At 56.9% G+C, this 23,553-nt stretch carries 16 protein-coding genes; 9 read left to right on the plus strand and 7 right to left on the minus strand.

All coding sequences use genetic code 11. The annotated features are described in order from the left end of the window. The first annotated feature begins 26 nt into the window (after nt 1–26). A complete protein-coding gene (gene aceB, locus GN111_RS10140) occupies nt 27–1,625 on the plus strand; it encodes a malate synthase A (protein ID WP_155303649.1) in 1,599 nt (532 codons plus the stop codon). A 52-nt stretch (nt 1,626–1,677) separates the two neighbouring features. Continuing rightward, the gene (gene aceA / locus GN111_RS10145; RefSeq protein ID WP_155303650.1) at nt 1,678–3,015 is read left to right on the plus strand and encodes an isocitrate lyase; all 1,338 of its coding nucleotides are present in this window, start codon (nt 1,678–1,680) and stop codon (nt 3,013–3,015) included. A 428-nt stretch (nt 3,016–3,443) separates the two neighbouring features. Here aceA and GN111_RS10150 read toward each other — a convergent pair whose 3' ends face one another. Both GN111_RS10150 and GN111_RS10155 read right to left on the minus strand, forming a co-directional pair. Further along, nucleotides 3,444–3,611, minus strand: a complete 168-nt coding sequence (locus tag GN111_RS10150) for a hypothetical protein (protein WP_155303651.1) — start codon at nt 3,609–3,611, stop codon at nt 3,444–3,446. 294 nt (nt 3,612–3,905) lie between these two features. Then, nucleotides 3,906–6,053, minus strand: a complete 2,148-nt coding sequence (locus tag GN111_RS10155) for a sigma 54-interacting transcriptional regulator (protein WP_155303652.1) — start codon at nt 6,051–6,053, stop codon at nt 3,906–3,908. A 375-nt stretch (nt 6,054–6,428) separates the two neighbouring features. Here GN111_RS10155 and GN111_RS10160 point away from each other — a divergent pair, with 375 nt between their 5' ends. Next, nucleotides 6,429–6,758 (plus strand): hypothetical protein, encoded by a 330-nt coding sequence (locus tag GN111_RS10160; RefSeq protein ID WP_155303653.1) that lies wholly within the window; start codon nt 6,429–6,431, stop codon nt 6,756–6,758. A 247-nt stretch (nt 6,759–7,005) separates the two neighbouring features. Here GN111_RS10160 and epmA read toward each other — a convergent pair whose 3' ends face one another. From epmA to GN111_RS10175, 3 genes are all read right to left on the minus strand, one after another. Continuing rightward, complete coding sequence (epmA, locus tag GN111_RS10165) at nt 7,006–7,983, minus strand: EF-P lysine aminoacylase EpmA (RefSeq protein WP_231715713.1); 978 nt, start codon at nt 7,981–7,983, stop codon at nt 7,006–7,008. Beyond that, a complete protein-coding gene (locus GN111_RS10170) occupies nt 7,980–9,305 on the minus strand; it encodes a histone deacetylase family protein (RefSeq protein ID WP_155303654.1) in 1,326 nt (441 codons plus the stop codon). Before GN111_RS10170 ends, epmA begins: the two co-directional genes overlap by 4 nt. A gap of 100 nt (nt 9,306–9,405) precedes the next feature. After that, nucleotides 9,406–11,100 (minus strand): hydantoinase/oxoprolinase family protein, encoded by a 1,695-nt coding sequence (locus GN111_RS10175; protein ID WP_155303655.1) that lies wholly within the window; start codon nt 11,098–11,100, stop codon nt 9,406–9,408. Between the two features lie 277 nt (nt 11,101–11,377). Here GN111_RS10175 and hisS point away from each other — a divergent pair, with 277 nt between their 5' ends. The 4 genes from hisS (at nt 11,378) to GN111_RS10195 (ending at nt 18,483) form a co-directional block, all read left to right on the plus strand. Further along, on the plus strand, nt 11,378–12,643 hold the full coding sequence (hisS, locus tag GN111_RS10180; protein WP_155303656.1) for a histidine--tRNA ligase: 1,266 nt from the start codon (nt 11,378–11,380) through the stop codon (nt 12,641–12,643). A gap of 48 nt (nt 12,644–12,691) precedes the next feature. Next, complete coding sequence (gene aspS, locus GN111_RS10185) at nt 12,692–14,509, plus strand: aspartate--tRNA ligase (protein ID WP_155303657.1); 1,818 nt, start codon at nt 12,692–12,694, stop codon at nt 14,507–14,509. A gap of 396 nt (nt 14,510–14,905) precedes the next feature. After that, nucleotides 14,906–17,311, plus strand: a complete 2,406-nt coding sequence (locus tag GN111_RS10190) for an AAA family ATPase (protein WP_155303658.1) — start codon at nt 14,906–14,908, stop codon at nt 17,309–17,311. A gap of 50 nt (nt 17,312–17,361) precedes the next feature. After that, nucleotides 17,362–18,483, plus strand: coding sequence for a GGDEF domain-containing protein (locus GN111_RS10195; protein WP_155303659.1), 1,122 nt, complete (start codon nt 17,362–17,364; stop codon nt 18,481–18,483). 63 nt (nt 18,484–18,546) lie between these two features. Here GN111_RS10195 and GN111_RS10200 read toward each other — a convergent pair whose 3' ends face one another. Together GN111_RS10200 and GN111_RS10205 are read right to left on the minus strand one after the other, a co-directional pair. Further along, nucleotides 18,547–19,209 carry a peptidoglycan DD-metalloendopeptidase family protein gene (locus GN111_RS10200; RefSeq protein ID WP_155303660.1) on the minus strand — a complete coding sequence of 221 codons (663 nt, stop codon included), beginning with the start codon at nt 19,207–19,209 and terminating at the stop codon, nt 18,547–18,549. Between the two features lie 14 nt (nt 19,210–19,223). Then, complete coding sequence (locus GN111_RS10205) at nt 19,224–21,686, minus strand: radical SAM protein (RefSeq protein ID WP_155303661.1); 2,463 nt, start codon at nt 21,684–21,686, stop codon at nt 19,224–19,226. A 122-nt stretch (nt 21,687–21,808) separates the two neighbouring features. On the opposite strand from GN111_RS10205, the gene GN111_RS10210 reads away from it, so the two are divergent. Further along, a complete protein-coding gene (locus tag GN111_RS10210; RefSeq protein WP_155303662.1) occupies nt 21,809–22,624 on the plus strand; it encodes an IclR family transcriptional regulator in 816 nt (271 codons plus the stop codon). 59 nt (nt 22,625–22,683) lie between these two features. Continuing rightward, nucleotides 22,684–23,550 carry an ABC transporter permease gene (locus tag GN111_RS10215; RefSeq protein WP_155303663.1) on the plus strand — a complete coding sequence of 289 codons (867 nt, stop codon included), beginning with the start codon at nt 22,684–22,686 and terminating at the stop codon, nt 23,548–23,550. Nucleotides 23,551–23,553 lie beyond the last annotated feature (3 nt).

Raw genomic sequence — 23,553 nt, forward strand, 5'->3', positions numbered from 1 at the left:
TTCGTCAGCAAAAAGGAGGACTCTATATGAGCGACACCCCGTCCAACAGCGGTCTTGTCATTCACGCACCGGTACCCGATTCCCATGCAGAAATATTGACCCCGAAGGCCCTGGCCTTTATAGAATCGCTTTGCCGGCAGTTCGAAGCCCGCCGGCGCGAGCTTCTGGCCCAACGGGAAAAGCGGCAGGCCGAAATCGACGCCGGCCGCATGCCGGACTTTCTGCCTGAAACCCGATCGATCCGCGAAGGAGACTGGCAGGTGGCCCCGGTGCCCGGGGACCTTGCCGACCGCCGGGTGGAAATTACCGGTCCCGTGGACCGCAAGATGGTAATCAATGCCCTCAACTCCGGGGCCAAAACTTACATGGCCGACTTCGAGGACAGCCACAGCCCCACCTGGGCGGCCACCATCGACGGCCAGATCAACCTGCGCGACGCCATCGGCCGAACCATCGAATTCACCAGCCCCGAGGGTAAAAAGTATCGCCTCAACGATCAGACCGCCACCCTCATCGTGCGGCCCCGCGGCTGGCACCTGGTGGAAAAACATGTCACCCTCGACGGGCAGCCGGTTTCGGGCAGCCTGTTCGACTTCGGCCTGTTCTTCTTCCATAACGCCAAAAATCTGCTGGCCCGCGGTAGCGGCCCCTACTTTTACCTGCCCAAGATGGAAAGCCACAATGAAGCGCGCCTGTGGAACGACGTTTTCGTTGCCGCGCAAAAGGCCCTGGACATCCCCACAGGCACCATAAAAGCCACGGTGTTGATCGAAACCATCCTGGCCGCCTTCGAAATGGACGAAATTCTCTACGAACTCAAAGAGCACAGCGCCGGGCTCAACTGCGGACGGTGGGACTACATTTTCAGCTTCATCAAACGCTTTAAAAACGTTCCCGACTACCTCTTCCCGGACCGGGCCCAGATCACCATGACCCGCCACTGCATGCGGTCCTACTCCCTGTTGGCCATCCGGACCTGCCATCGCCGGGGGGCCCATGCCATCGGCGGCATGGCCGCCCAGATTCCCATCAAAAACGATCCGGAGAAAAACCGCGAAGCCCTGGACAAGGTCCGGGCGGACAAGACCCGTGAGGCCACCGACGGCCACGACGGCACCTGGGTGGCCCATCCCGGTCTGGTTGCCATCGCCAAAGAGGAGTTCGACAAGGCCATGCCCACCCCAAACCAGATTGACCGCTTAAGGGACGATGTAGCCGTATCTGCGGCGGATCTACTCAAACTGCCCGCGGGCAGCATTACAGAAGACGGCATGCGCACCAACATCAGCGTGGGAATCCAGTATATGGCCAATTGGCTTTCGGGGCTGGGATGCGTGCCCCTGTATCACCTCATGGAGGATGCAGCCACAGCCGAGATCTCACGAGCCCAGCTCTGGCAGTGGGTTCACGCCGAGGCCGCTTTGGACGACGGCAGAGCCATCACACCGGATCTGTTTCGCGCCATGCTGGAAGAAGAAATGGAAAAAATCGAGTCGGAGGTGGGGTCCGAGAACTTTCGCAGGGTTGCATACAGACAGGCCGCCAAGCTTTTCGAGGAGATTATCACCGCCGATACCCTGGCAGAATTTCTGACGCTCAAGGCCTACGACCACCTTGAGGGATAGCTCTTTTATCGGATTGCAATCCGAGTCAACCACTCATATCGAGGGAGGATAAATGAAAACAATCGAAGAAAAAGCCGAAGAGATCTGTGACCGACTGACCTGCCATGAAGTGGTGCCCGACGAACGCGAGGAACTGGAAGCCCATTGGGCCAACGATCCCCGTTGGAAAGGGGTGGTTCGCCCCTACACCGCCGAAGACGTGCTCAAACTGCGGGGCAACCTGAAAATCGAGTACACCTTTGCCAAGATCGGTGCCAAACGCCTGTGGTACCTGATCAACCACGAAGATTACGTACCGGCTTTGGGGGCCTTGACCGGCAACCAGGCGGTGCAGCAGGTGGAGGCCGGCCTGAAGGCCATCTACCTGAGCGGCTGGCAGGTGGCTGCCGACGCCAACCTGGCCGGCGAGATGTACCCGGACCAGAGCCTTTACCCCTCCAACAGCGTTCCGGCGGTGGTGCGACGCATCAACAACGCCCTGCGGCGGGCCGACCAGGTCCAGGTGCTGGACGGCCGCAAAAACGGCCCCTACTGGTTCGCCCCCATCGTGGCCGACGCCGAGGCCGGTTTCGGCGGGCCGCTCAACGCCTTTGAGTTGATGAAGCAGATGATCGAAGCCGGCGCCGCCGGAGTGCACTTCGAAGACCAGCTCTCCTCGGCCAAGAAATGCGGCCACATGGGCGGCAAGGTGCTGGTACCCACCCAGGAGGCCGTGGCCAAGCTGGTGGCCGCCCGCATGGCCGCCGATGTCTGCGGGGTGCCCACAATTGTAGTGGCCCGCACCGATGCCGATGCGGCCAAGCTGATTACCAGCGACATCGACGAGCGCGACCGGCCGTTTATCCTTGATCAGCCCCGATCCAGCGAGGGCTTTTTCTACATCGAAAACGGAGTCGAATCCGCCATCGCCCGTGGGTTGGCCTACGCGCCCTATGCGGATCTGGTCTGGTGCGAAACCTCCAAGCCGGATCTGGATCAGGCCCGCCGCTTCGCCGAGGGAATCCATGAGAAGTTTCCCGGCAAGCTGCTGGCCTATAACTGCTCTCCCTCCTTCAACTGGAAGGCCAATCTGGACGACGCCACCATCGCCGGATTCCAGAAGGAGCTGGGGGCCATGGGCTACAAGTTCCAGTTCGTCACCCTGGCCGGCTTCCACGCCCTGAACCTGGGAATGTTCGATCTGGCCCTGAACTATCGCAAGACCGGCATGCTGGCTTACTCCCACTTTCAGGAAGAGGAGTTCCGCTTCGGCAAGGAGGACGGCTATATGGCTACCACCCATCAGAAATTCGTGGGCGCCGGCTATTTCGACCGGTTGATAGACACCATCAGCGGCGGAGTCTCCTCTGTGGGCGCCATGTCCGGCAGCACTGAGGAGGAGCAATTCTGACGGTTACCTGCGTTCGAAAGAATACGACAGACAAGAATGGGGGCGCCGGAATTCCGGCGCCCCCATTTTATTACTTCATCGTGCGTGGATCCAGCAGATCGCGATCCCATCGGCTTCATCCATCGCCCATTTGCTGACGGAAAAAACCTATGCGACTTTACATCCGCAGGCACACTGGTTGTTTTTCATCTGGCATACGGATTCATGCTCTTTGCCGCGCATGCACGCATCGTATGCGGATTGACAGTCCATATAACAGCTTTTGATATCTTTTGCAGTCGTTCGGCTCATAGTTCACCTCCCGGTTTTTTATTGGGTGATCGTATGGTGTCTTGACGTGGTCTGCCCGTCGCCGGGCATTACGAAGACAACATAATCATCGAGCACCAAAAATAAACGGAACCTTAGGTGAACCGTGCTTGCCGAATCTAACCGACAAAATAATGGGCCGCGTACAAGGCCATCAAGCCGAAGGAAATCATCACCCGATAAATCGTGGGGTTTTTCTTTCTGGCCTGCTTGCGGCGGTCTTTCAGTACCAGGGCGATTCGGGCCGGATTCTGATCGTATGGTGTGGCGACTCTGGGTGCAATCATGGTTTCCTCCTGAGATAGCAATTGTTTTTCGAATTCTACCTCAGGTTTTACAATGACCGTGCCACGCATTGGGACAAGCGTCTTATCAATTTTTAATGCGTTGAATTATCATCGAAAAAAAATGGCGGACATCGCATTGGACCCATTTTCCCCCGCTTTGCCGACATCGCCCAACCGTGCCACTTCTGGCATGGGCAGCCACATTACAGATTCAACCTGTTTTTATCACAGCGTTTTTAGATGGTACGTCACAATTGACGCGGTACGCGCCTTTTGTGACATACATGGCGTGAATCAGCCGATCCCGTGGGCTTTCATCTTTCTTTGAAGGGTTCTAAGGCCGATGCCCAGGGCCCTGGCGGTCCGGGTCCGGTTCCAGCGATTTTCGGCCAGCGCGGCGGCGATGTGGCGCTTTTCGTAGGCTGCCACGGCCTCGGGCAGGGCCATGGCACCGTTGACGGCCGTTTCCTCCGGCGGTTCAACGGGTGCAAGGGAGGTACTGCCGGCAAGATCCAGCCGCTTAAGGGTCACGAACCGGTACAGCACGTTCTGAAGTTCGCGTACGTTCCCCGGCCAATGGTAGTTCATCAGGGTATCCATGATTCTGCCGGTCAGGGTCGGCCTGATTTTGCGGTCGTAGGCCTTTAGGAAATGATCGACCAGCAGCGGGATGTCCTCCTTGCGTTTTCTCAGCGGCGGCAGATGAATGGGAATCACGTGCACCCGGTAAAAAAAGTCGCTGCGCATCTGTCCCGTCTTGACCAGCTCGGTCAGGTTGCGGCTGGTGGCCGCAATGATTCGAAAATCGGGCTTTCGCACCCTACTGCCCCCCACGGGCGTATACCCGCCGCCTTCGATGGCCCGCAGCAGCTTCACCTGAAGGTCCGGCTTGATCTCCCCGATCTCGTCGAGAAACAGGCAGCCCTTGTCGGCCTCGTCCAGCAGCCCCTGTTTGTCCGCATCGGCACCGGTGAAGGCGCCTTTTTTATGGCCGAAGAATTCGCTTTCCAGCAGATTCTCGGGAATCGCGCCGCAGTTGACCGGAACGAAGGCGTGGTTCTGCCGGGCACTCATACTGTGGATGGCCCGGGCGACCAGCTCCTTGCCGGTGCCCGACTCGCCGTACAGGATGATATTGGTGTCCGACGAGGCGGCCATGAGCATCAATTCATAGATCTCCTGCATGGCCGGGCTCTTGCCCACGATGTCGCCGAAGCGCTGCCTTTCCTCGATGGTGCTGCGCAGGCGGATATTCTCCTCGCGAAGGTGGGCTTCGCTGTCGCGCAGCGCCTCTTCCATGCGCTTGCGCTCGTCGATATCGGCGATCATGGCCTGGCAGTACACCGAGCGGTCCGACAGTTGCACCGGCACGTTGATGCTGTAGTACCAGCGTTTGTCCTTGGGATTTTTCATCTCGAAGCGGACCCGCCGGCCCTCGAAAACCTGCTCGGCCACACACCACAAACAGGGTGACGATCTTCCGTGAAGGGCTTCGTAGCAGGGCCGCCCCGTGGCATCTTCGCCGATGCTGCGGATCAGGTTTTCGTTCATGAAGCGAATGCGATAGTCCCGGTCGATAAAATAGACGGACCCTTCGTAGCCCTCCAGGATGGCGCTGTAACGTGTTTCCCGGTCCCGCAGTTCCAGTTCGGTCTGTTTCAGGCGGGTAATGTCGATAATCGAGGTGATGCTGCGTCCGGTCTCGCCCAGCATCCCGACCTTGATGAAGGTGAATTTAACCATTTGGTTGCGGTCGAGAATCCGGCACTCGTATTCGGCGGGCGCGGCGCCTTCCTCAGATCGTCTGGCAAAATGGTACCGGGTGACCATCTTGCGGTCGCTGGGATGGACGAAGTCGGTCCATTTCATCCGTTTTTCGATCTCCCGGCAGGAGAATCCGGTGAGTTCCTCGAACTTGGGGTTGGCCATGGATATGGTAAAATCCTGTTCGACGATCACCGCGGGCGCGCCGGAATGGCGGAAGATATTGCGGTAGCGGTTTTCGGCGGCCGAGAGGTCCTTACTGCGCTTTTCCACCTGGTGCTCGAGATGGAACTGGTATTCGTTTAGCTGCTCGGCAATTTCCTTTTCCCGGGTGACGTTCCTGACAATGGCAATGACTTCGTCGGCGGTACATCTCACCAGCCGGGCTTCGTAAAAACAGTTCTTCTGACCAAAGATCAGCGTGTAGTCGATGGATTGCACCAGACCGCTTTCGAAGGCCGATTCGAGTGTAAAGACGAAACGGGATGCGGTGGATTCCGGCATGACATCTTCGATGCGTTTGCCCAGGTAATCTTCCGCCGGCAGGTAGAGTTCACTCACCTGGCCTTCGAAACTGCGGAACACATGGTCGCGTCCGATGCGGATGATCATATCCGGAATGGCATCGACAATCGCCCGGTAGGACATGGTTTCCAGGCTGCAGTGATCGGATTGCATGGGCCTCCTTGACACCCCGTATGGTTCAATAAAGCGAAATGAAATCGTGCCACACCCGTCGCAGTATGTCAATATTGTCGCAGATACCAATTCGGATAGCGTCGCGGTCTCTTCTTGCCGTGCTCAAAATCCGAATATAAAGATCGGTTATTGCGTTCGAATAAATTTGAAGCGTTTTGTTCTGTGAATATCAATTTCAGATAATAAAGTGCTCACTTTTATGTTTCTTTTTTGCATCAAACTCACCTGAAATGATTGCTTTCGAAAATATAATAATCCCTTTTTTAAGTTATACCTTGATTTTTTTTTCATAGTGTTAATAATGGAGAAACACAACTTACCATTCATCATTTATCTATTAAAAAGGAGACACGAATGCCAGCTAAAAAGAAAGTGGATGGGGACAAATTAATCAAAATGGCTGAAAGCGGAAAAAACCAGAAAGAGATCATGAAGGCGTTCAAGTTCAACACTGCGGCGCAGTTTAAATCGTATCTGCTCGATGCATATATGAACGCTGGCAAAGTTCCGGAAGTTAAAACCGGTCGTGGCAAAGCCAAAGCCAATACGAGTAAGGAAGTGGTGATCAGAAAAACAGGCAGTGCGGTGATTTCAAAAGCATTGATCGACGAAATGGGTTTTAAAGAAGGCGACAAGTTTGTCGTCCGTAAAACCAAATCGGGGATATCTTTGAAGCAGATATAACCTGAATGCAGCGATTTCGATTTCAGGACTCGTTCATAAGCTTCCTGGAAATAAAAATGCAGGTCTTTTAACAGGCCTGCATTTTTATTTTTAACCGTACTTGAAAAAGTTCCCTTTGTCCAAACTACCGCTTTTTTATTCTGTCATTTTCCTTGAGCCAATCGTTTAAAATCGGATATGGATGTCACTTCGTATCGTTTTATAATAGAAATTTTTGTCAGGACTTGAAAACGCTTTTACAAAGCCGTTACAACTCTTCCGGCGTAAACGCCACGACCCCATCGATGGAGGCCGCATCGGCAAGCAGCATCACCAGCCGGTCCAACCCCAAGGCATTGCCGGCGGCCGGCGGCATGCACGCAAGGTCCCGTAAAAAGGGTTCGGCGGGGGGGTAGGCACTGCGCCCCAGCTTTTCGCGGGTACAATTTTCGGCGGCAAAGCGCTCACGTTGCTCTTTCGCGTCGGTCAGCTCGCTGAAGGCGTTGCACAATTCCAGCCCTGCAATATATAGTTCGAACCGTTCGGCAACCGATGGATCTTCCGGTTTACGCCGCGCCAGGGCGCCGCAGGCGGCCGGGTAATCGTAGAGGAATACCGGCCTTGCCAAGCCGAGCTGCGGTTCGATATCGATGCCCATGACTTCGTCGAAACAATCGCGTTCCAGAGCCTGACCGGCGGTCATCCCCCCGAAACGCCGGAAGGCCGCATCCACGGTGAGACGCTCCCAGGGAGGAGAGAGATCCACGGCATGGCCCTGGTAAACCAATCGGGGGCTGCGGTCCAGGCGGCCTAACACAAAGCCGATCAATTCCTCGCACTGGCGCATCAGGTCCAGATAATCCCAACCCGTGGCATACCATTCCAGCAGGGTCATTTCCGGAAGATGACGACCGCCGCGTTCGCCTTTGCGAAAACAGCGGCAGATCTGGAAGATCCGCTCGCAACCGGCGGTCAGCAATCGTTTCATGCACAGTTCCGGCGAGGTGTGCAGGAACCAGTCTCCCGATTCCTGAGCATCGATGTGGGCTTCCGGTGCCGGTGCGGGAATCCGTATGGGGGTTTCTACCTCCAGAAAACCCTCCCGGACAAAAAAGGCCCGCACGGCGTCGATCGCACGGGCCCGCAAATGAAGGTTGGATTGGATGTCGGCTTGTCGGCGAAGGGCCATGGCGCTTTTGCAGGAAGGGCCGCGTCTCTGGTCTTCGTTTCCCGTGAAAAACGTCATTGCGGTGTCTGGCTTTTCTCCTCGATCACATCCCGGGCTCGATCCTGGAGATAAACCTTGTCATAGGCGGCGACGTCGGCCTCCTCGTACCAGTCTCGCCCCTGGCTCTGGCAGGCCGCACAGGCGTTGCGGGGAATGTGAACGGCCAGCACATGCTTTTTCCCCCGGGCGGCGGAGTCGATTCTCAGGGCACCGCCGCAGTTGTCGCAGACCCGCACCGTCTCCTTTTGATGCTCGTGGATGTTGTCCGTATCGTAGTAAATATTGCGGTCCCGGTCGATGAACGTGTAATCCGCCCGATACATCTCTCCCAGGTAGCGCCGCTGCTGCCAGTTTTCCAGCACCTTGTCGCATGTCTTTTCCACCCAGCGGGTCACCTCGGGGGCCTGGCGAACCCGGGCCGGATTGTAATCAGGCTCTTTGAGATGGCTGAAATCCATCCCGGCCATGGCCAAGATGATGCCGGCATTCACATAGGGCAGCGCGCCTTCGATGGCGTAGCCGCCCTCCAGTACCGCGATGTCGGGTTTGAGCATGTCGGTGAGCCGGGCGTAGCCCTGGGCCGAGAAATTCATGTTGGTAATGGGATCCGAGTAATGGTTGTCCTGCCCGGCGGAGTTGACGATGACCTCCGGCTGGAATTCGTCCAGGATGGGCAACACCACTTCGGAAATGGCATGCAGGATTCCCTCTTCGGAGGTGTTGGGCGGCAGCGGGATGTTGATGGTGGTACCCGCCGCATTGGGTCCACCCAGTTCACTGAGGAAACCTGATCCGGGATACAGTGTGCGGCCATCCTGGTGGATGGAAATGAAGAGGGTGTCCGGGTCGTGCCAGTAGATGTCCTGGGTTCCGTCACCGTGGTGGCAATCCGTATCGACGATGGCCACCCGCTTGATGCCGTAAGCCTGGCGCATGTACTCGATCATGATCGCTTCGATATTGACGTTGCAAAATCCCCTGGAACCATGGACCACGCGGTTGGCATGGTGGCCCGGCGGCCGCACCAGGGCGAATCCGTGCTGCACCTTCTTGTCCATCACCGCCATGGCGACGGTCTTGGCCCCGCCGGCACTGATGAAATGGGATTCGGTCATGACGGCCCACAGGTCCGGTACGCAAAAATGGACCCGCTGCACATCTTTTTTGGTCACCAGGTCGGGCTTGTATTCGACGATGCCTTCAATATCGAGAATGCCCTCTTCGAACACCTGGTCCTGGGTGTAAAGCAGCCGTTCTTCCCGCTCAGGGTGGGTTGGACTGATGGCCCAGTCAAAGGCGGGGAAGAAGACCAGTCCGATTTTGTTTTTGGCGCGCAGCATAGCGGGTCCTGGTTTGTTGGTTTGGGGTTTGGCGTTTATGGTTTTGGGTTGTTTCCATTCAAGGTTCACCGTTCACTGATCACTTTTCCCCGGTCCTCTCTCATACAAAACGATTGTCCGTAAACTTCTCGGTGACTGGATCATAACCGTGAATCAGCCCCGGCTTGACCTGGGCCCTCACCCGGATGTTTTTTCCGGTGGTGTAAAAACCGCGCACCATATTAAAGGACATGGCCTCGATGACTTCCAGTTCCAGGTGGTCGGGGTTGGCACCCCTGGCAATGGCCTTGCGGCGCAACAAATCGAGGGCGTCGTTCACGGCATCTTCCTGGCTGTAGTTCGAAGGAATGGGCTGCGTGAAATTCTCTTCCGGTGCGGCCGCGATTTCCCGCTCCGTATCGGCAAAAAGGGCCACTTCGCAGGTGGTGCGGGCCAGGCCCGCGCCGATGGCATTGGCCACCGTCCAGCGGGGAACCACCTTGACCCGGTTGTCGCTGAAACGCTCCAGTCCTTTGGCAAACCAGGGGGCCGGTCCGCCCAGCACCAGAATATAGCGGGGTTGCAGGCGACTGCCTTCCCAAAGTTCGTGAACCGTATAGACCGGCTTGGCATTGATGCGCGCGATCATGCGATCGGCTTCTTTCAGAATCGTCCGGCAGGCCTGTTCGAAAACCCGTTCGGCCGCATCCTGAACGTCGGTCCCCAGAGCGTCCGCGATCGTCTGCATCCCTTCCTTCGCCTTGTCCAGGTCGCCGTTTTCGCCGAGTCCCAGCAAAAAGATGGCATCCGTAGGCGTCGGCACCGGTCCGCCGTAAGCCATGGCTACCCCCAGGCGATCGGGACCAATGTGAATCCGTCCGTCCACGACCCGCACGGCGCTGTCTCCGCCGATACCGATGGAAATCGTATCCAGCGAACGGATCAGGGTCTTGTGGTCGCCGATGCTGATCCCCAACGGATCCAGCAGCGGCACGCCGTTGACCAACACCGCCATATCCGTGGTGGTGCCGCCGATATCCAGCACCAGGCACTCTTCATCTTTTGGAGCAAAAGCGACCGACCCCATCACGCTGGCCGCCGGGCCGGAAAGGATGGTCTGGGCCGGATGGTCGATGGAGGCTTCGAAACGCATATTGCCGCCGTCGGGCTTAAGAATGCGGATGGGCACCTTGAGCCCTTTCTGGGCCAGCGAGTTAAGGACGGCTTCAAAAAATTCCTTGTGGATGGGATAGATGGCTGCATTTAAAAAAGTCGTGGCTATGCGGCGCGGAAAGTTGAGCAGACCGGCAACGCGATGCCCTAAAAACACCTTTTCGAACTGATCGCCGATCTGCTCGCCGATGGCCAGTTCGTGGGCCGGATTGCGGGTGGAGAATTTGGAGACCACTCCCACGTGACGGATGCCTTTTTTCTTCATCTCCTCGGCCACCGCACTTACCTGATCGGCATCGATGGGAGCCACTTCGCGTCCCCGGTGATCAATGGCACCGGCCACGGGGAAGTAGTGCTCGCCCGTGCGGAACAGTTCGGGGTCCATTCCCGGCCCGGAAGAAACGATCATGCCCACTTCCGGAATTCGCTGCTGCACGACGCGGTTGGTGGCCAGGGTGGTGGACAGTACCGCCCGGCGGATTTGATCGGGATCGATGCCTTCGGTAATCTGTTCCAGGCCCTTCAGCACGGTGGCAAACAGGTCCACCGGATTGGTGGGCACCTTGATCTGTCGCACCAGCCCTTCCTGCCCGAGAAGGACCACATCCGTATGGGTACCGCCGACGTCCAGCCCGATGATCATAGCGCCATCCTGATTGGAGTTTAGATTTCACTGTGGGAACGGGAGGCTTAGACTATCTAAAATCAGGGTCGGTGTCAACACTAGCAGCGGGTCCAAAAGCCGCTAAATGCAAGAATTTTTTAAACCTTCCAAGCGGACCGGTCGGACGGTGTCCCGGCTCTGGGGCTGCCGATCAGCCATGGCGCCATGTGTAAAATACTATTGACTATCTCCAAGGGCCTGGGATAAATGTTTTCGTTTACGCATAGATGACGAATCAGTAAAAGGCGTTAAACCAATGAGTCAACCCAGCATCCAACTGATCCGTGGGTTCAAAGACATTCTGCCCGGCGAAACCGAACTGTGGCAGCACATCGAACGCACGGCCATCGACCTGTTCGAAGATTTCGGTTACCGCGAGATCCGCATCCCCATCATGGAAAAAACCAACCTGTTCGCCCGCAGCATCGGGGAAGATACGGATATCGTGGAAAAGGAGATGTACACCTTTACCGACCGCGGGAAGGATCTGTTGACCCTGCGACCCGAAGCCACGGCATCCATCTGCCGGTCTTACATCCAGCACAAGATGTACGCCCAGGACCCGGTCCGCAAATTCTACACCATCGGCCCCATGTTTCGGCGCGAACGGCCCCAGAAAGGCCGCTACCGCCAATTTTACCAGATCGATGCGGAAATTTTCGGCGTGGCCGCGCCTTTCGCGGATGTGGAGTTGATCCTTTTGCTGCGCACCTTATTCGAACGTTTAGAAGTGACCGACACCACGGCCCATGTCAATTCCCTGGGCTGCCCTGTCTGTCGTCCCCGCTTTAAGGAAGCCCTGACCGGCCTCCTGGACGCCGCGGCACCCGTTTTGTGCAGCGACTGCCTGCGCCGCAAAGACCGTAATCCGATGCGGGTTCTGGACTGCAAGGTCCCCGGATGCCGGGAGGCCATGCAAGGGGCGCCTTCGATCATCGACTACCTGTGTGACGATTGCCGCGCGCATTTTGCCACGGTCACGGATACATTGGCCCAACTGGGCGTACCTTTCGAAGTGGACAAACAGTTGGTCCGCGGACTGGACTACTACACCCGCACCGCTTTCGAAATTCAGACCGGAGCTTTAGGCGCCCAGAGTGCCGTGGCCGGCGGGGGACGCTACGACGGACTGGTCGGATCCTTGGGGGGCCCCGAGATCCCGGCCATCGGATTCGCCATCGGTTTCGACCGCCTGGCGGAAATTGTTGCGGCCACATCGCCGGTGGCCGTCCGCCCCCCGCAACTGTTCATCGCCGCCCTCGGCGAAACGGCGCGGGCCAAAGCCTTCCAATGGGCCACCACGCTGGGAACCGCGGGGATTGGCATTGCCATGGAATACGGCGAAAAAAGCCTCAAGGCCCAGATGAAGCAGGCCAACCGCCAGGGTGCCGGACAGGTGCTGATCGTTGGAGAAAGCGAGTTGCAGGCCGGCAACGCGGTGCTGCGGAACATGGCCGACAAGACCCAGGTCGAAATTCCCATCGAGGGCATCGTTGAAAAGCTGATTCAGACGTTCGCCTGAACCGACACCTAATATAATTTTAAATTGCTGTTCGAAAGGAGCATTCCATTGGCTGATATTCTCGGCGACATGAGAAGAACCCATCACTGCAACGCCTTGAGTGCCAAAGATATGGGGCAGGAAGTCGTCCTGATGGGCTGGGTCCTGCGGCGGCGGGACCACGGCGGGGTGATTTTCATCGACCTTCGCGACCGCGAGGGAATTACCCAGGTAGTTTTCAATCCGGAAATCAATCCGGAGGTGCATGCCAAAGCCCACGCCATTCGCAGCGAATACGTATTAGGCGTTCGCGGCAAGGTGGAGCCGCGCCCCGACGGCATGGTCAACCCCAAGCTGCCCACCGGCGAAATCGAGGTACTGGTGGACAAACTGAAAATTCTCAATGCGGCCAAAACGCCACCCTTCCTGATCGAGGACAAGGTTGACGTCTCCGAGGCCATCCGCCTGAAAAACAGGCACCTGGACCTGCGCCGCCCGCCTTTGCAGCGCAATATCATTACCCGGCACAAGGCCGGCGCGTCTGTGAGAAATTTTCTCAACGCCAACGGATTTCTCGACATCGAAACACCGGTGCTCACCAAAAGCACACCAGAAGGCGCCCGGGACTACCTGGTCCCCAGCCGGGTCAATGCCGGGCAGTTCTATGCCCTGCCCCAGTCGCCGCAGTTGTTCAAGCAGTTGTTGATGATCTCCGGATTCGACCGCTACTACCAGATCGTGCGCTGCTTTCGGGACGAGGACCTGCGGGCCGATCGCCAGCCCGAATTCACCCAGATCGATATGGAGATGTCCTTTGTGGGAGAAGAAGACCTCATGGCGATCAGCGAAGGCATGATGGCCAACCTGTTCGACGAAGTCCCGGGCCGATCCCTGGGCCTTCCCTTTCCCCGGCTGACCTATGCCGAAGCCATGGACCGCTATGGCCTGGACAAGCCCGACACCCGCTTCGGGCTGGAACTGGCCGATGTCTCCGACATCGTGGAGACTTCCGGGTTCAAGGTCTTTTCCAGTGTGGTTAAAAAAGGCGGTATCGTCAAAGCCCTCAACGCCAAAGGGTGCATCGACTTTTCTCGAAAGGAGATCGACGACCTCACCGAATTCGTGGCGGTCTACCGGGCCAAGGGCCTGGCCTGGATCAAGGTGCGCGAGGATGCCTGGCAGTCTCCCATCGCCAAATTCTTTACCGACGAGGAGAAGGCCAAACTGGCCGAACGCATCGACATGGCCCCGGGAGACCTGGTCTTTTTCGTGGCCGACCAGCCCAAAGTCACCAACGAGGCCTTAGGCCATCTGCGCAACCATATAGGAAAAAAGCTGGGTCTGATCGACGAAAACGCCTTCAATTTCGTCTGGATCACCCAATTTCCCATGTTCGAATACGACGAGACGGAAAAACGCTACCAGGCGCTCCATCACCCCTTCACCGCCCCTTTGGAAGAGGACTACGACAAGCTGGAAACCGATCCGCTGGCCGTTCGTTCCAGGGCCTACGACCTGGTGCTCAACGGTTTCGAAGTGGGCGGCGGCAGTATCCGTATACACGACATGGACCTGCAGCAGCGGGTCTTTGCAGCCCTGGGCATGCAGCCGCAGGATTACCGGGAAAAATTCGGCTTTCTGCTGGACGCCCTGGAGTCCGGGGCACCGCCCCACGGCGGCATCGCCTTCGGGTTCGATCGTCTGGTCATGCTGCTGTGCGCCGAACCGTCCATCCGCGACGTCATCGCCTTCCCCAAAACCCAGCGGGCGGCCTGCCTGCTCACCAACGCACCGTCGGAAGCGGCCAAGGCTCAGTTGGACGAACTCTCCTTGAGGCTCAAACTCACGCTTACCGATGCCCAGGAGAAGGCCAACACAGACGAATAGAAGAACGTTGAACATCTGATGAAATGAACGTCCAACATCGAACGTCCAACATCGAATTTTGAACAAGGTGTTGCGCCGTTATTGAGGTGGTGGAATGATCTCGCCATTCGATGTTTAGCGTTCGATGTTCAATGTTCGGCGTTCTTGATCGTTCCATTTATGTTCCATCCTGAGAATACCGCCATCGCGGGTGCCGAAGGCAGCGTACTTAAGGGTACGCCGTAGTGACGAAGGATACGCGTAACGCCGATATCGGCTTTTTTACGAGTCCGTCATTCTTGACACCCCCCCTCCGATCCACTATCTGTGTACCATTTCACCCTTGACACCGACCGGCCGTTGAGCAACCTGTAGCCGGAACCGGTTTTCGTGTGCACCCCTTATCAAGGAGCCCAGATGACCGCAAAAAACGAAGTACAACTCGCCGACCTGCGCTGCCTTTGCGATCCTTCCATGTTCAATTTCAAAACCACCGCCGATGTCGATCCGCTGGATCAGGTGATCGGCCAGGAGCGGGCGGTGCGGGCCATCACCTTCGGCCTGGAGATGCAGAGCAGCGGATACCACATCTTCGTTACCGGTCCGGAGGGGACCGGGAAAACCACGATCGTGCAGGAAATCGTCCGCAAGGCGGCCATAACGCTGCCCTCACCGCCGGACTGGGTCATGATCAATAATTTCAAGGATGAATACCGGCCGCGGTCCCTGCCGTTGACCCCGGGGCAGGCCGTCCGTTTTGCCAAAAGCCTCAACCGGCTGGTCAGCGATCTGAAGATACGCCTGCCCAAAACGTTCCAGGCCGATCCGTTTCGTGAGAAGGTCAATGAAATCCAGAAACGCTACGGCGAACGGAAAAAGGCACAGTTCGAAACCCTGGACCGCTCAGCCCGGGAAAAACATCTCAAGGTGGAAAAGACGCCGTCCGGCTACCAGACCGTTCCCATGGACGGCGAAGAGCCTTTTACCCAGGAAGCCTTCGAAAAACTCCCTGAGCAACAGCGCGCCGCCATCGAAGAGACCGTGCAAGCCTTCCAGGAGGAGATTCAGACGGCCATGCTTGAAGTCAGCCGGATCAATCAGGCCCAGCAGAAGGAAATTCAGCAGTTTGCGGGAGAATCGGCCCGCTTCGTGGTTAAAAACCGAATGGATCTGATCCGCGAGGATTATCGGGATCAGGAGAAAGTGCTCCGGTTTCTGGATGAAATGCAGGAGGACATGGTGGACAATGTGGGGCTCTTTTTGCCCCAGCAAAAAGAAGGCAACGGCAATGAAGTGCCGCCCGACACCCTGGAACTCTCCTTGAACCGCTATAAGGTCAATGTACTGGAGGACCGCAACGGTCTTGAAGGTGCCCCGGTGGTGTTCGAACCCAATCCCACCTACCAGAATGTATTCGGGCGCATTGAGAAGAAGGCCTTTATGGGCACCCTGGTCACCGACTTCACCATGGTGCAGTCAGGCTCCCTGCTCCAGGCCAACGGCGGCTTTCTCATCCTCGAGGTGGAGTCCGTGTTGACTCATCCACAGGTCTGGGAATCCCTTAAACGGGCCCTTCAAAATAAACGGCTGTTCATCGAAGATATGACCCGCGACATGGGACTGGGTACCGCCTCTCTCCGTCCGGAGCCGGTGGAACTGGACGTGAAGGTGATTCTTCTGGGGGGATACGAGCCGTTTCAGCTTCTCCAGAACTACGACTCCAAATTCAACAAAATCTTCAAGGTGCGTGCGGATTTCGACTACGAAGTGGCCCGAACCGATGAAACCGTTCGGCTCTACGCCCAGTTTATCGCCCGGGTCTGCCGCGACGAGGGACTGCTGCCGTTTACGGCCGACGGCGTCTCGGCCGTCGTCGAATATGGCGAAAAAGCCATCGACAGCAAAAACAAGCTCTCTTTGCGCTTCGGCAGCGTCGTTGCGGTGATTAAAGAGGCCGATTACTGGGCAAAAAAAGAGAATTCCGAACTGGTGACATCGGCCCACGTGGTCAAAGCCTTCACGGAGCATCGCTTCCGCTACAATCTCTATGAGGAGAAAATCCACGAAAACTATGTGGACGACACCATCATGATCGACGTGGCCGGCGAGGCCGTGGGCCAGGTCAACGCCCTGGCCGTCTACCAGATGGGCGAAATCGCCTTCGGCAGGCCGTCACGCATCACCGCGGAAACCTACATGGGCAAACCCGGCGTCGTCAACATCGAACGGGAATCCAAGCTTTCCGGCAAAACCCACGACAAAGGAGTTCTGATCCTCTCGGGATATTTAGGCCGTACCTTCGCCCAGCGCTACCCCCTGAACCTTTCCATCAGCCTGACCTTCGAACAGAGTTACAGCGGCGTAGACGGGGACAGCGCCTCGTCCACGGAATTGTATGCCATCCTTTCCAGCCTCTCCGGGATTCCCATCCGGCAGGGCATTGCCGTTACCGGATCGGTGAACCAGAAAGGTCAGGTTCAGGCCATCGGCGGCGTCAACCAAAAAATCGAGGGATTCTTCGACGTGTGCCGCAGCAAGGGGCTTACCGGCGGCCAGGGCGTCATGATCCCGGCGGCCAACGTGAAAAACCTGATGCTCAAGAAAAGCGTCATCGCCGCCGTCGAAAAAGGGGAGTTTGCCATCTGGCAGGTGGCGACCGTGGAAGAAGGCATCGAAATTCTCACCGGAACGCCAGCCGGCACCCCCGACGCTGAGGGAAATTTCCCGCAAGACACCGTGTACGGCCGGGTGCAGAAAAAACTGGAGAACTACCTGAAGCAAAGCCTGAAGCTGAAGAAAGCCGGGGAATCGTTCGACAGTTGAAGGGCAAATGGGCACCCGATTTCAGTTATCGAATTGAAAGCGTCGACGCCATGACAGACCGAAACCGTGATGAAATCGACAGAAGGGTCATCCGGGATCTCAAGACACGCTCGACCCCGGGAATCGTCTTCTACGTTCTGCTCGCCCTGTTGATTCTAATTTCGGACGATTTCTACCATCGCCAACCGAATGTCTCGCTGGCGTTCTTTGCATCGATTCTCGGTATCTGCTTGTTCCGGCTGATCCATCTCCCGATTTACAGATGGACAGACGGCACCCAGGGACAGCTGAACCGGGTCATTTTCTTTGCCAGCGTATTGTTGACGGCAATGATCTGGGGCTTCTTTTTTGTTCGCTTCATGACCCTTGATGACGAGCACACCGCCAAACTGCTCATGGCCATCTGCACAGCCGGGCTCAGCGCCGGCGGTGTTGTCGCCTTCGTACCCAACCTGGGATTGTCGGTGGTCTTTAACTTCTCCATGCTGGTTCCGACCGTCGCCGTCATGATTGTCCGGCAAATCAACCTGCCGCTGGCCCTTTCCATCCTATTGTTTTCCATCTACCTGGTAATGATGACCTTAAGGGCCAATCGGGAATATTGGAAAGCGTTGGAAAACGAACTTCTGTTGATCGAGAAAACAGAGGAATTGAATACGCTCAGCCGCATCGACGATCTTACCGGCCTCTACAACCGGCGCCATTTCGACGAACGTCTCGACCATGAATGGAAAAAGGCCGAACGGGTTCAACGCCCGCCGACCCTTTTGCTGTGTGACATCGACCACTTCAAGCAGATCAACGATCAATACGGCCACCAGGCCGGGGACGAATTTCTGAAACTGACGGCAAGCCTTCTAAGAACCGTATTCAAACGGAATACGGATCTGGTGGCCCGTTATGGCGGCGAGGAGTTCATCGTACTGATGACCGACATCGATCCGGACTCCGCCTATGGACTGGCAGAGGAAATGCGCCGCCGAATGGCCGAGATACTGATGCCTTACAAAGGCCACAACATCTCGGCCACGATGAGCATCGGCGTCGCCAGCGACACCCCTGCCAACGCAACGCGGGAAAGCCTGATTTCCAGAGCCGACAACGCGCTCTACCAGGCCAAACAAAAAGGCCGCAACCGAACGGAGATGGATCGATCCGGCAGTTTCCGATAGTCTCCCACCTTTCTCACCGCCGTCTATCGACCGCACCTAAAATGAGGAAACGAAATCGCCGGCCTATCTTTTGAAAAGGGCAATGGGCGACGGGCACAAATCGTTCATCTCCGCCAGATCCGCCGTGGCGCAGTACCCCATGGAGAGATACCCCCGGTCAAGGCCCATCTGGGTAATGACCTGGATGTGGGTGTGGTAGAACCAGTTCCCGTTTTCGTGAAAATCGCCGATCTTGGCAAAGGGTTCGCCGGCGGCAAAAGTCTGCCCGACAGCCGGCAGGCGGGTTTTGCACAAATGGCCATAAAAACTGTAGAACGTTTCGAAACGGTCGCCGGCATGCTGCAGCAGCACGTAGCCGCCGTAATTGCCCTCCCCGCTCTCGTATCCGCTTGCGGTCACCGTGGCATTCAAAGGGGCATGCAGCGGAGTTCCCAAGCCGACGATCACATCCAGGCCCAAATGGATGAATCGCTGATCGACCACCATCTGGGGGCAATCCCCCAGCAGGGTGTCCCGATTCTCCAGGTAAGGGGCAAATCCCCAGCTGTAGGTCGTTCCCATCTTTTCGTCGAGAACTTTTTGAAACCCTTTCTGATCCCGGACATCCAGGCCTTCGAGAAGCGGGCTATTCGGTGAAAGATCCGCAACGAAGGGATCGCCGGTCAGGTTGTCGAATACCGGACGATGGTCGATCTTCTCGTTGTACAGCATGAACGGGTAGTACATATAGGATCTCCTGATCAGGACAATGCAAAGTCCGTCGTTTTCAGTAAACCGGCCACCGGCACCACCGGCCGGCCGGCGGGATCTTCCTTCACCGTCTCCGGCCAGGCAAAATCCGGAGCCATGGCGGTGAAGTATGAAAGATCGTAGGGCAGCAGCTTGACGGAGAGCGCCTCATCTTTCCCCACGATGGTGGAAGACAAGCCGAAATCCACCTCGCCCAGAATGGTGCGAATGATGTAGCGGGGAATTTCGCGCCCGCTGCCTTCCCGGCGCACCCGCGTGGCGATGTCGACCACGTCGTACAGGGCCACTGGATTGTCCCGGTTCCAGCGCTCCTGGACCGGCAGCCCGGCCACGTAGAGGTGGTGGAACTCGATGCCGGCTTGGCGGCAGGTGTAAGCCAGCAGGTGGATGGCCTCGGCCGTATCGTTGATTCTACCCAAAAGCGGGGTGTTGGCATAAACGGTGATGCCCCTGTTGTTCAGTTGGCGGGCCAGCCGGGTGTGCTCCGGCCGCAGCTCGTCGGCGGTCAGAAACTGGGTTTCGATTTCCAGGCGCAGGGGGTTGACCATGGTCAGCCGGTTCATGGCCGCCAACTGGTCGATAACCGCCGGGGTGAAGCGCTCCGGCTGGTAGTTGAAGGCCAGGCTTCGCAGCCGCACCGCATTCACATGCGGGGTCTCTTCCAGAGCCCGCACGATGCGGCGGATTTGGGAAACAGAATCGACGGCATCCGTTTTCGATACGACAACCACATCGGTGATGCGCTCGTCGCCGCGAATATAGTAAAGGTCCTCGTCCATGGCATCGGCATCGATCTCCACCCGGGTTTCATGGACCCGCGACAGGGTGGCGGAACCGGTCTGGACAATCGACGGGGCGATCCCGCCGCATTCGGTTAAGAGCGGCAGGACCGCATCGGTGGTTTCCGGTTGGGGGGTCATGCCGCCGCCCAGGCGCAGGGGGCGCGGCCCCAAAAAGAGCGATTCGTCCCCAATCTGGGCCATGTACTGGATGTCGATGGTGCCCTCTTCGTTGACCCGGATGTTTTCCAGTTCGTTGGCGATGGGGGCGAATTGTTTGAAATAGTCCGGCGTGTAGGGGCTGCGGATCCAGATGAAATTGTCGTTTTCGGCCACCGGTTCCACCGCCCATCCGCTGGAATTCCAGTCCATCTTGCCGATGGGCGTGGCCGTGCAGATGCGCGGAATGACGCGGTCGGACAGATGCGCCCGCAGATAGCCGCCCGCGGCCAGTCCTTTGGAGATCGGCGCCCAGTAAACCGTGTTGCCGTGAATGGGGCTGCAGGGGATGTAGATGTAGTGCAGTTCGGCCCCGGCCCCCCGCAGCAGACTGAACAGGCGCACCAGTTCGGGCCCCTGGTCGTTGCAATCGTTCAAAAAGGGTGTCTGAACGTAGACGGCGATGCCACTTCTCACCAGATCGGAAATGATCTCCAGGCTCTGGGGCGAGATCTCGTCGGGGTGGATGAAATGGGTGGCCACTTCCATGCGCTTGCCGCGGTCCTGAAGCTCGAGATTTTTGCGTTTCAGGTAGCGCAGCAGTTCGCCGTCGTCCGACAGAAACATGTGGGGATAGTAGGCGATGGACCGGGTGGCCAGCCGCAGGCACTGGACATGCTTCACTTCCATGAGCCCGTCGATGGCCGTGGCCATGTTTTTGCGGTTCATGAAGGGATCGCCCCCGGTGATCACGATCTCCTTGATGCTCGGAGAATTGGCCACATGCTCGATGGCCTTTTGCACGTCCGCCGGGGTGGGATTGGCCTCGTTGCGAGACTCTTTGTGCTTGCGGAAACAGAAGCGGCAATAGACCGGGCAGCTCATATTTAAAAGGAAGATGACCCGGTTTTCATACATCTGCTCCAAAAGCCCCTGATGGAACTGGCCGATCCAGGTATTGGTGTGTCCGGCGGGATCCAGTTCTTCCAAAAAGGGCATGTACTGGTAGGCCACGTCTCTGGAGACCCGCATCTGACGGATGGTATGCATTGACAGGCGCACCGGATAGGTATCGAGCACCGCCTGCATGTTCGCCCGGTCTCCATCGGCCAGCCGGGTGTTGGTCACCTTTTCCAATTGCTCGGTGGAACGGATGGAGAGGAACCGTTCGCCGGGCAGGATGACTTCCAGGATGGCCATCAACAGCAGATGCGGCAGCTCGACATCGTTGATGACGATCGGACCGGTACCGTCCGCTTTGCCCAACTTCGCCAGCAGCTCGGCAAAAAATCCGTCGGGCCGGTCGGGATAACCGCAGGCCTCCAGCAGCCGGGCGACCTTGGCCTGTCCTTCCCCGGCTTGAATGATCCCGTAAAACGAGGGCCCTACCAGGGATTTGACGCCATAATGGTCGAGGAAATCGTTCAAGGCGGCAACCAGGCTCTCCAAGGTTACCTGAATCTCTTCCCCCGAATGCTCAAAAACTACGTTTAATTCGGTGTTACGTTCCAACATGCCCCACCCCCTGCAATGCTGAATTAAAATTAGGAATTGACATTCGTTTGCAAACCTGCCATATTAACTATTATAGTAATACTATTTCTATAATAGTACGATTCTAAATCCCCCAAAACGCAATGTCAAAAGGAAAATACTATTTTTCAAAATCCCTGGAAAAGGGGTTGAAGATTCTGTCCCTGTTCGATGGGGAAACCCCGGTACTGACCCAGAGCGAAATCGCCAAAACCCTGGGATTGAACATGACCTCAACCTATCGATACATCAACACGCTCGAGGAATTGGGGTACCTGGAAAAAGACGCCAAGACCAAGGAAATCCGTCCCACCGTATTGTGCCTGTTGCTTTGCAACAACCTGATGCGGGCCACTGACCGGATGCGCTTAATCCAGACGGTGGTGGATCGGGTCCATGGGGAAAACAATATCAGCATCGACGTGGCGCTGGTGGTGGACGATACCTTAAGACGCCTTTATCACCGGGAGGCGGAGGAAACCCTCACCTACAGCCTGCCGGACAATTCTCAAAACTGCCTGCACAACACGGCTTTGGGAAAAGCCTACCTGTGCTGCCTTCCCGAAGACGAGATGCAGGACCGGGTCGACAAACTGGTGTTGACCGCCAAAACTGAAAAAACGATCACGACAAAAAAAAGACTGCTGTCGGAACTGAGAGCAGCCAGGCAGCGAGGTTACGCCACGTCGGATGAGGAGTATCTTTCCGGCCTGCTGGCCATCGGCGCACCGCTGATCGACCCCATCAGCAAAAGCGCTGTAGGAGCGGTTTCCTTCGATTTCTCGGTGCTGCAGCACCGGGCAGACGAAATCGTCATCCGGTATGCCGACCAGATCGTCCAGACGGCCAAGTTATTGTCCGAACTGCTGCCGGCGCAAAAAAACGGCCGTACAATAGCCGGCTTGACAATTGCAGACTGAGCGGGTAGGGTTTTCTAAACCCATCCATTGATTACCCATTTACCCGGGATCGAGCATTCATGAAATCTGATAGCTGGAAACCATGGGCGTTGCTGGCACCGTCCATGACCGCCGTTCTTTTACTTCTCGTCATACCGGTGTGTTTTGTCGTCGTATACAGCTTCTGGCTGCGCGCGCCAAGCGGGGCGGACATACCGGCGTTTCAGCTGGGAAACTACGCCAAGTTTTTTGAAGATTTCTTTTATCCGAAAATTCTCATCCGCACCATTCGCATCGCCTTTCAGACCGTCATTCTGTGCGTAGTCATGGGCTACATTCCGGCCTATTTTTTCTACCGCAGCGAAAGCCGCTACAAAAAGATTTTTCTTCTGCTCATCATGCTGCCCTTTTGGGTCAGCTTCATCATCCGCACCATGAGCTGGATCAACATCATGGGCGATTCGGGCTTGATCAACCATGTTCTCATCAAGATCGGAATAATCGACACGCCCTTTTCCATGCTCTACAACGAATTCACGGTTCTCATGGGCCTGATCATGTACCTGCTGCCCTTCATGGTACTCAACATCTATGTCAGCCTGGAGGGCATCGACAAGAGTCTGCTGGAAGCGGCCCGCTGCATGGGCTGCACCGAATGGCAGGCCTTTCGGGAAGTGACGCTGCCGCTCAGTCTTCCCGGCGTCAGCGCCGGCTGCCTGCTGGTCTTCGTGCTCACCGCCGGCACATACCTGCCGCCAATGATCCTGGGCGGCCCGGGCAACGATATGATCGCCAACCTGATTTTCAAACGGGTGATCGGTACGCTGGACTGGCCCTTCGGGTCAGCCATCAGCGTGATCCTGCTCTCGCTGCTCTTTATCATCGTCTGGACCTACAACCGCTATCTTGGGATCAACCAGATCTTCAAGAGTTTTCAGGGGAATTAGACC

Source organism: Desulfosarcina widdelii, from assembly GCF_009688965.1.
GTDB lineage: Bacteria > Desulfobacterota > Desulfobacteria > Desulfobacterales > Desulfosarcinaceae > Desulfosarcina > Desulfosarcina widdelii.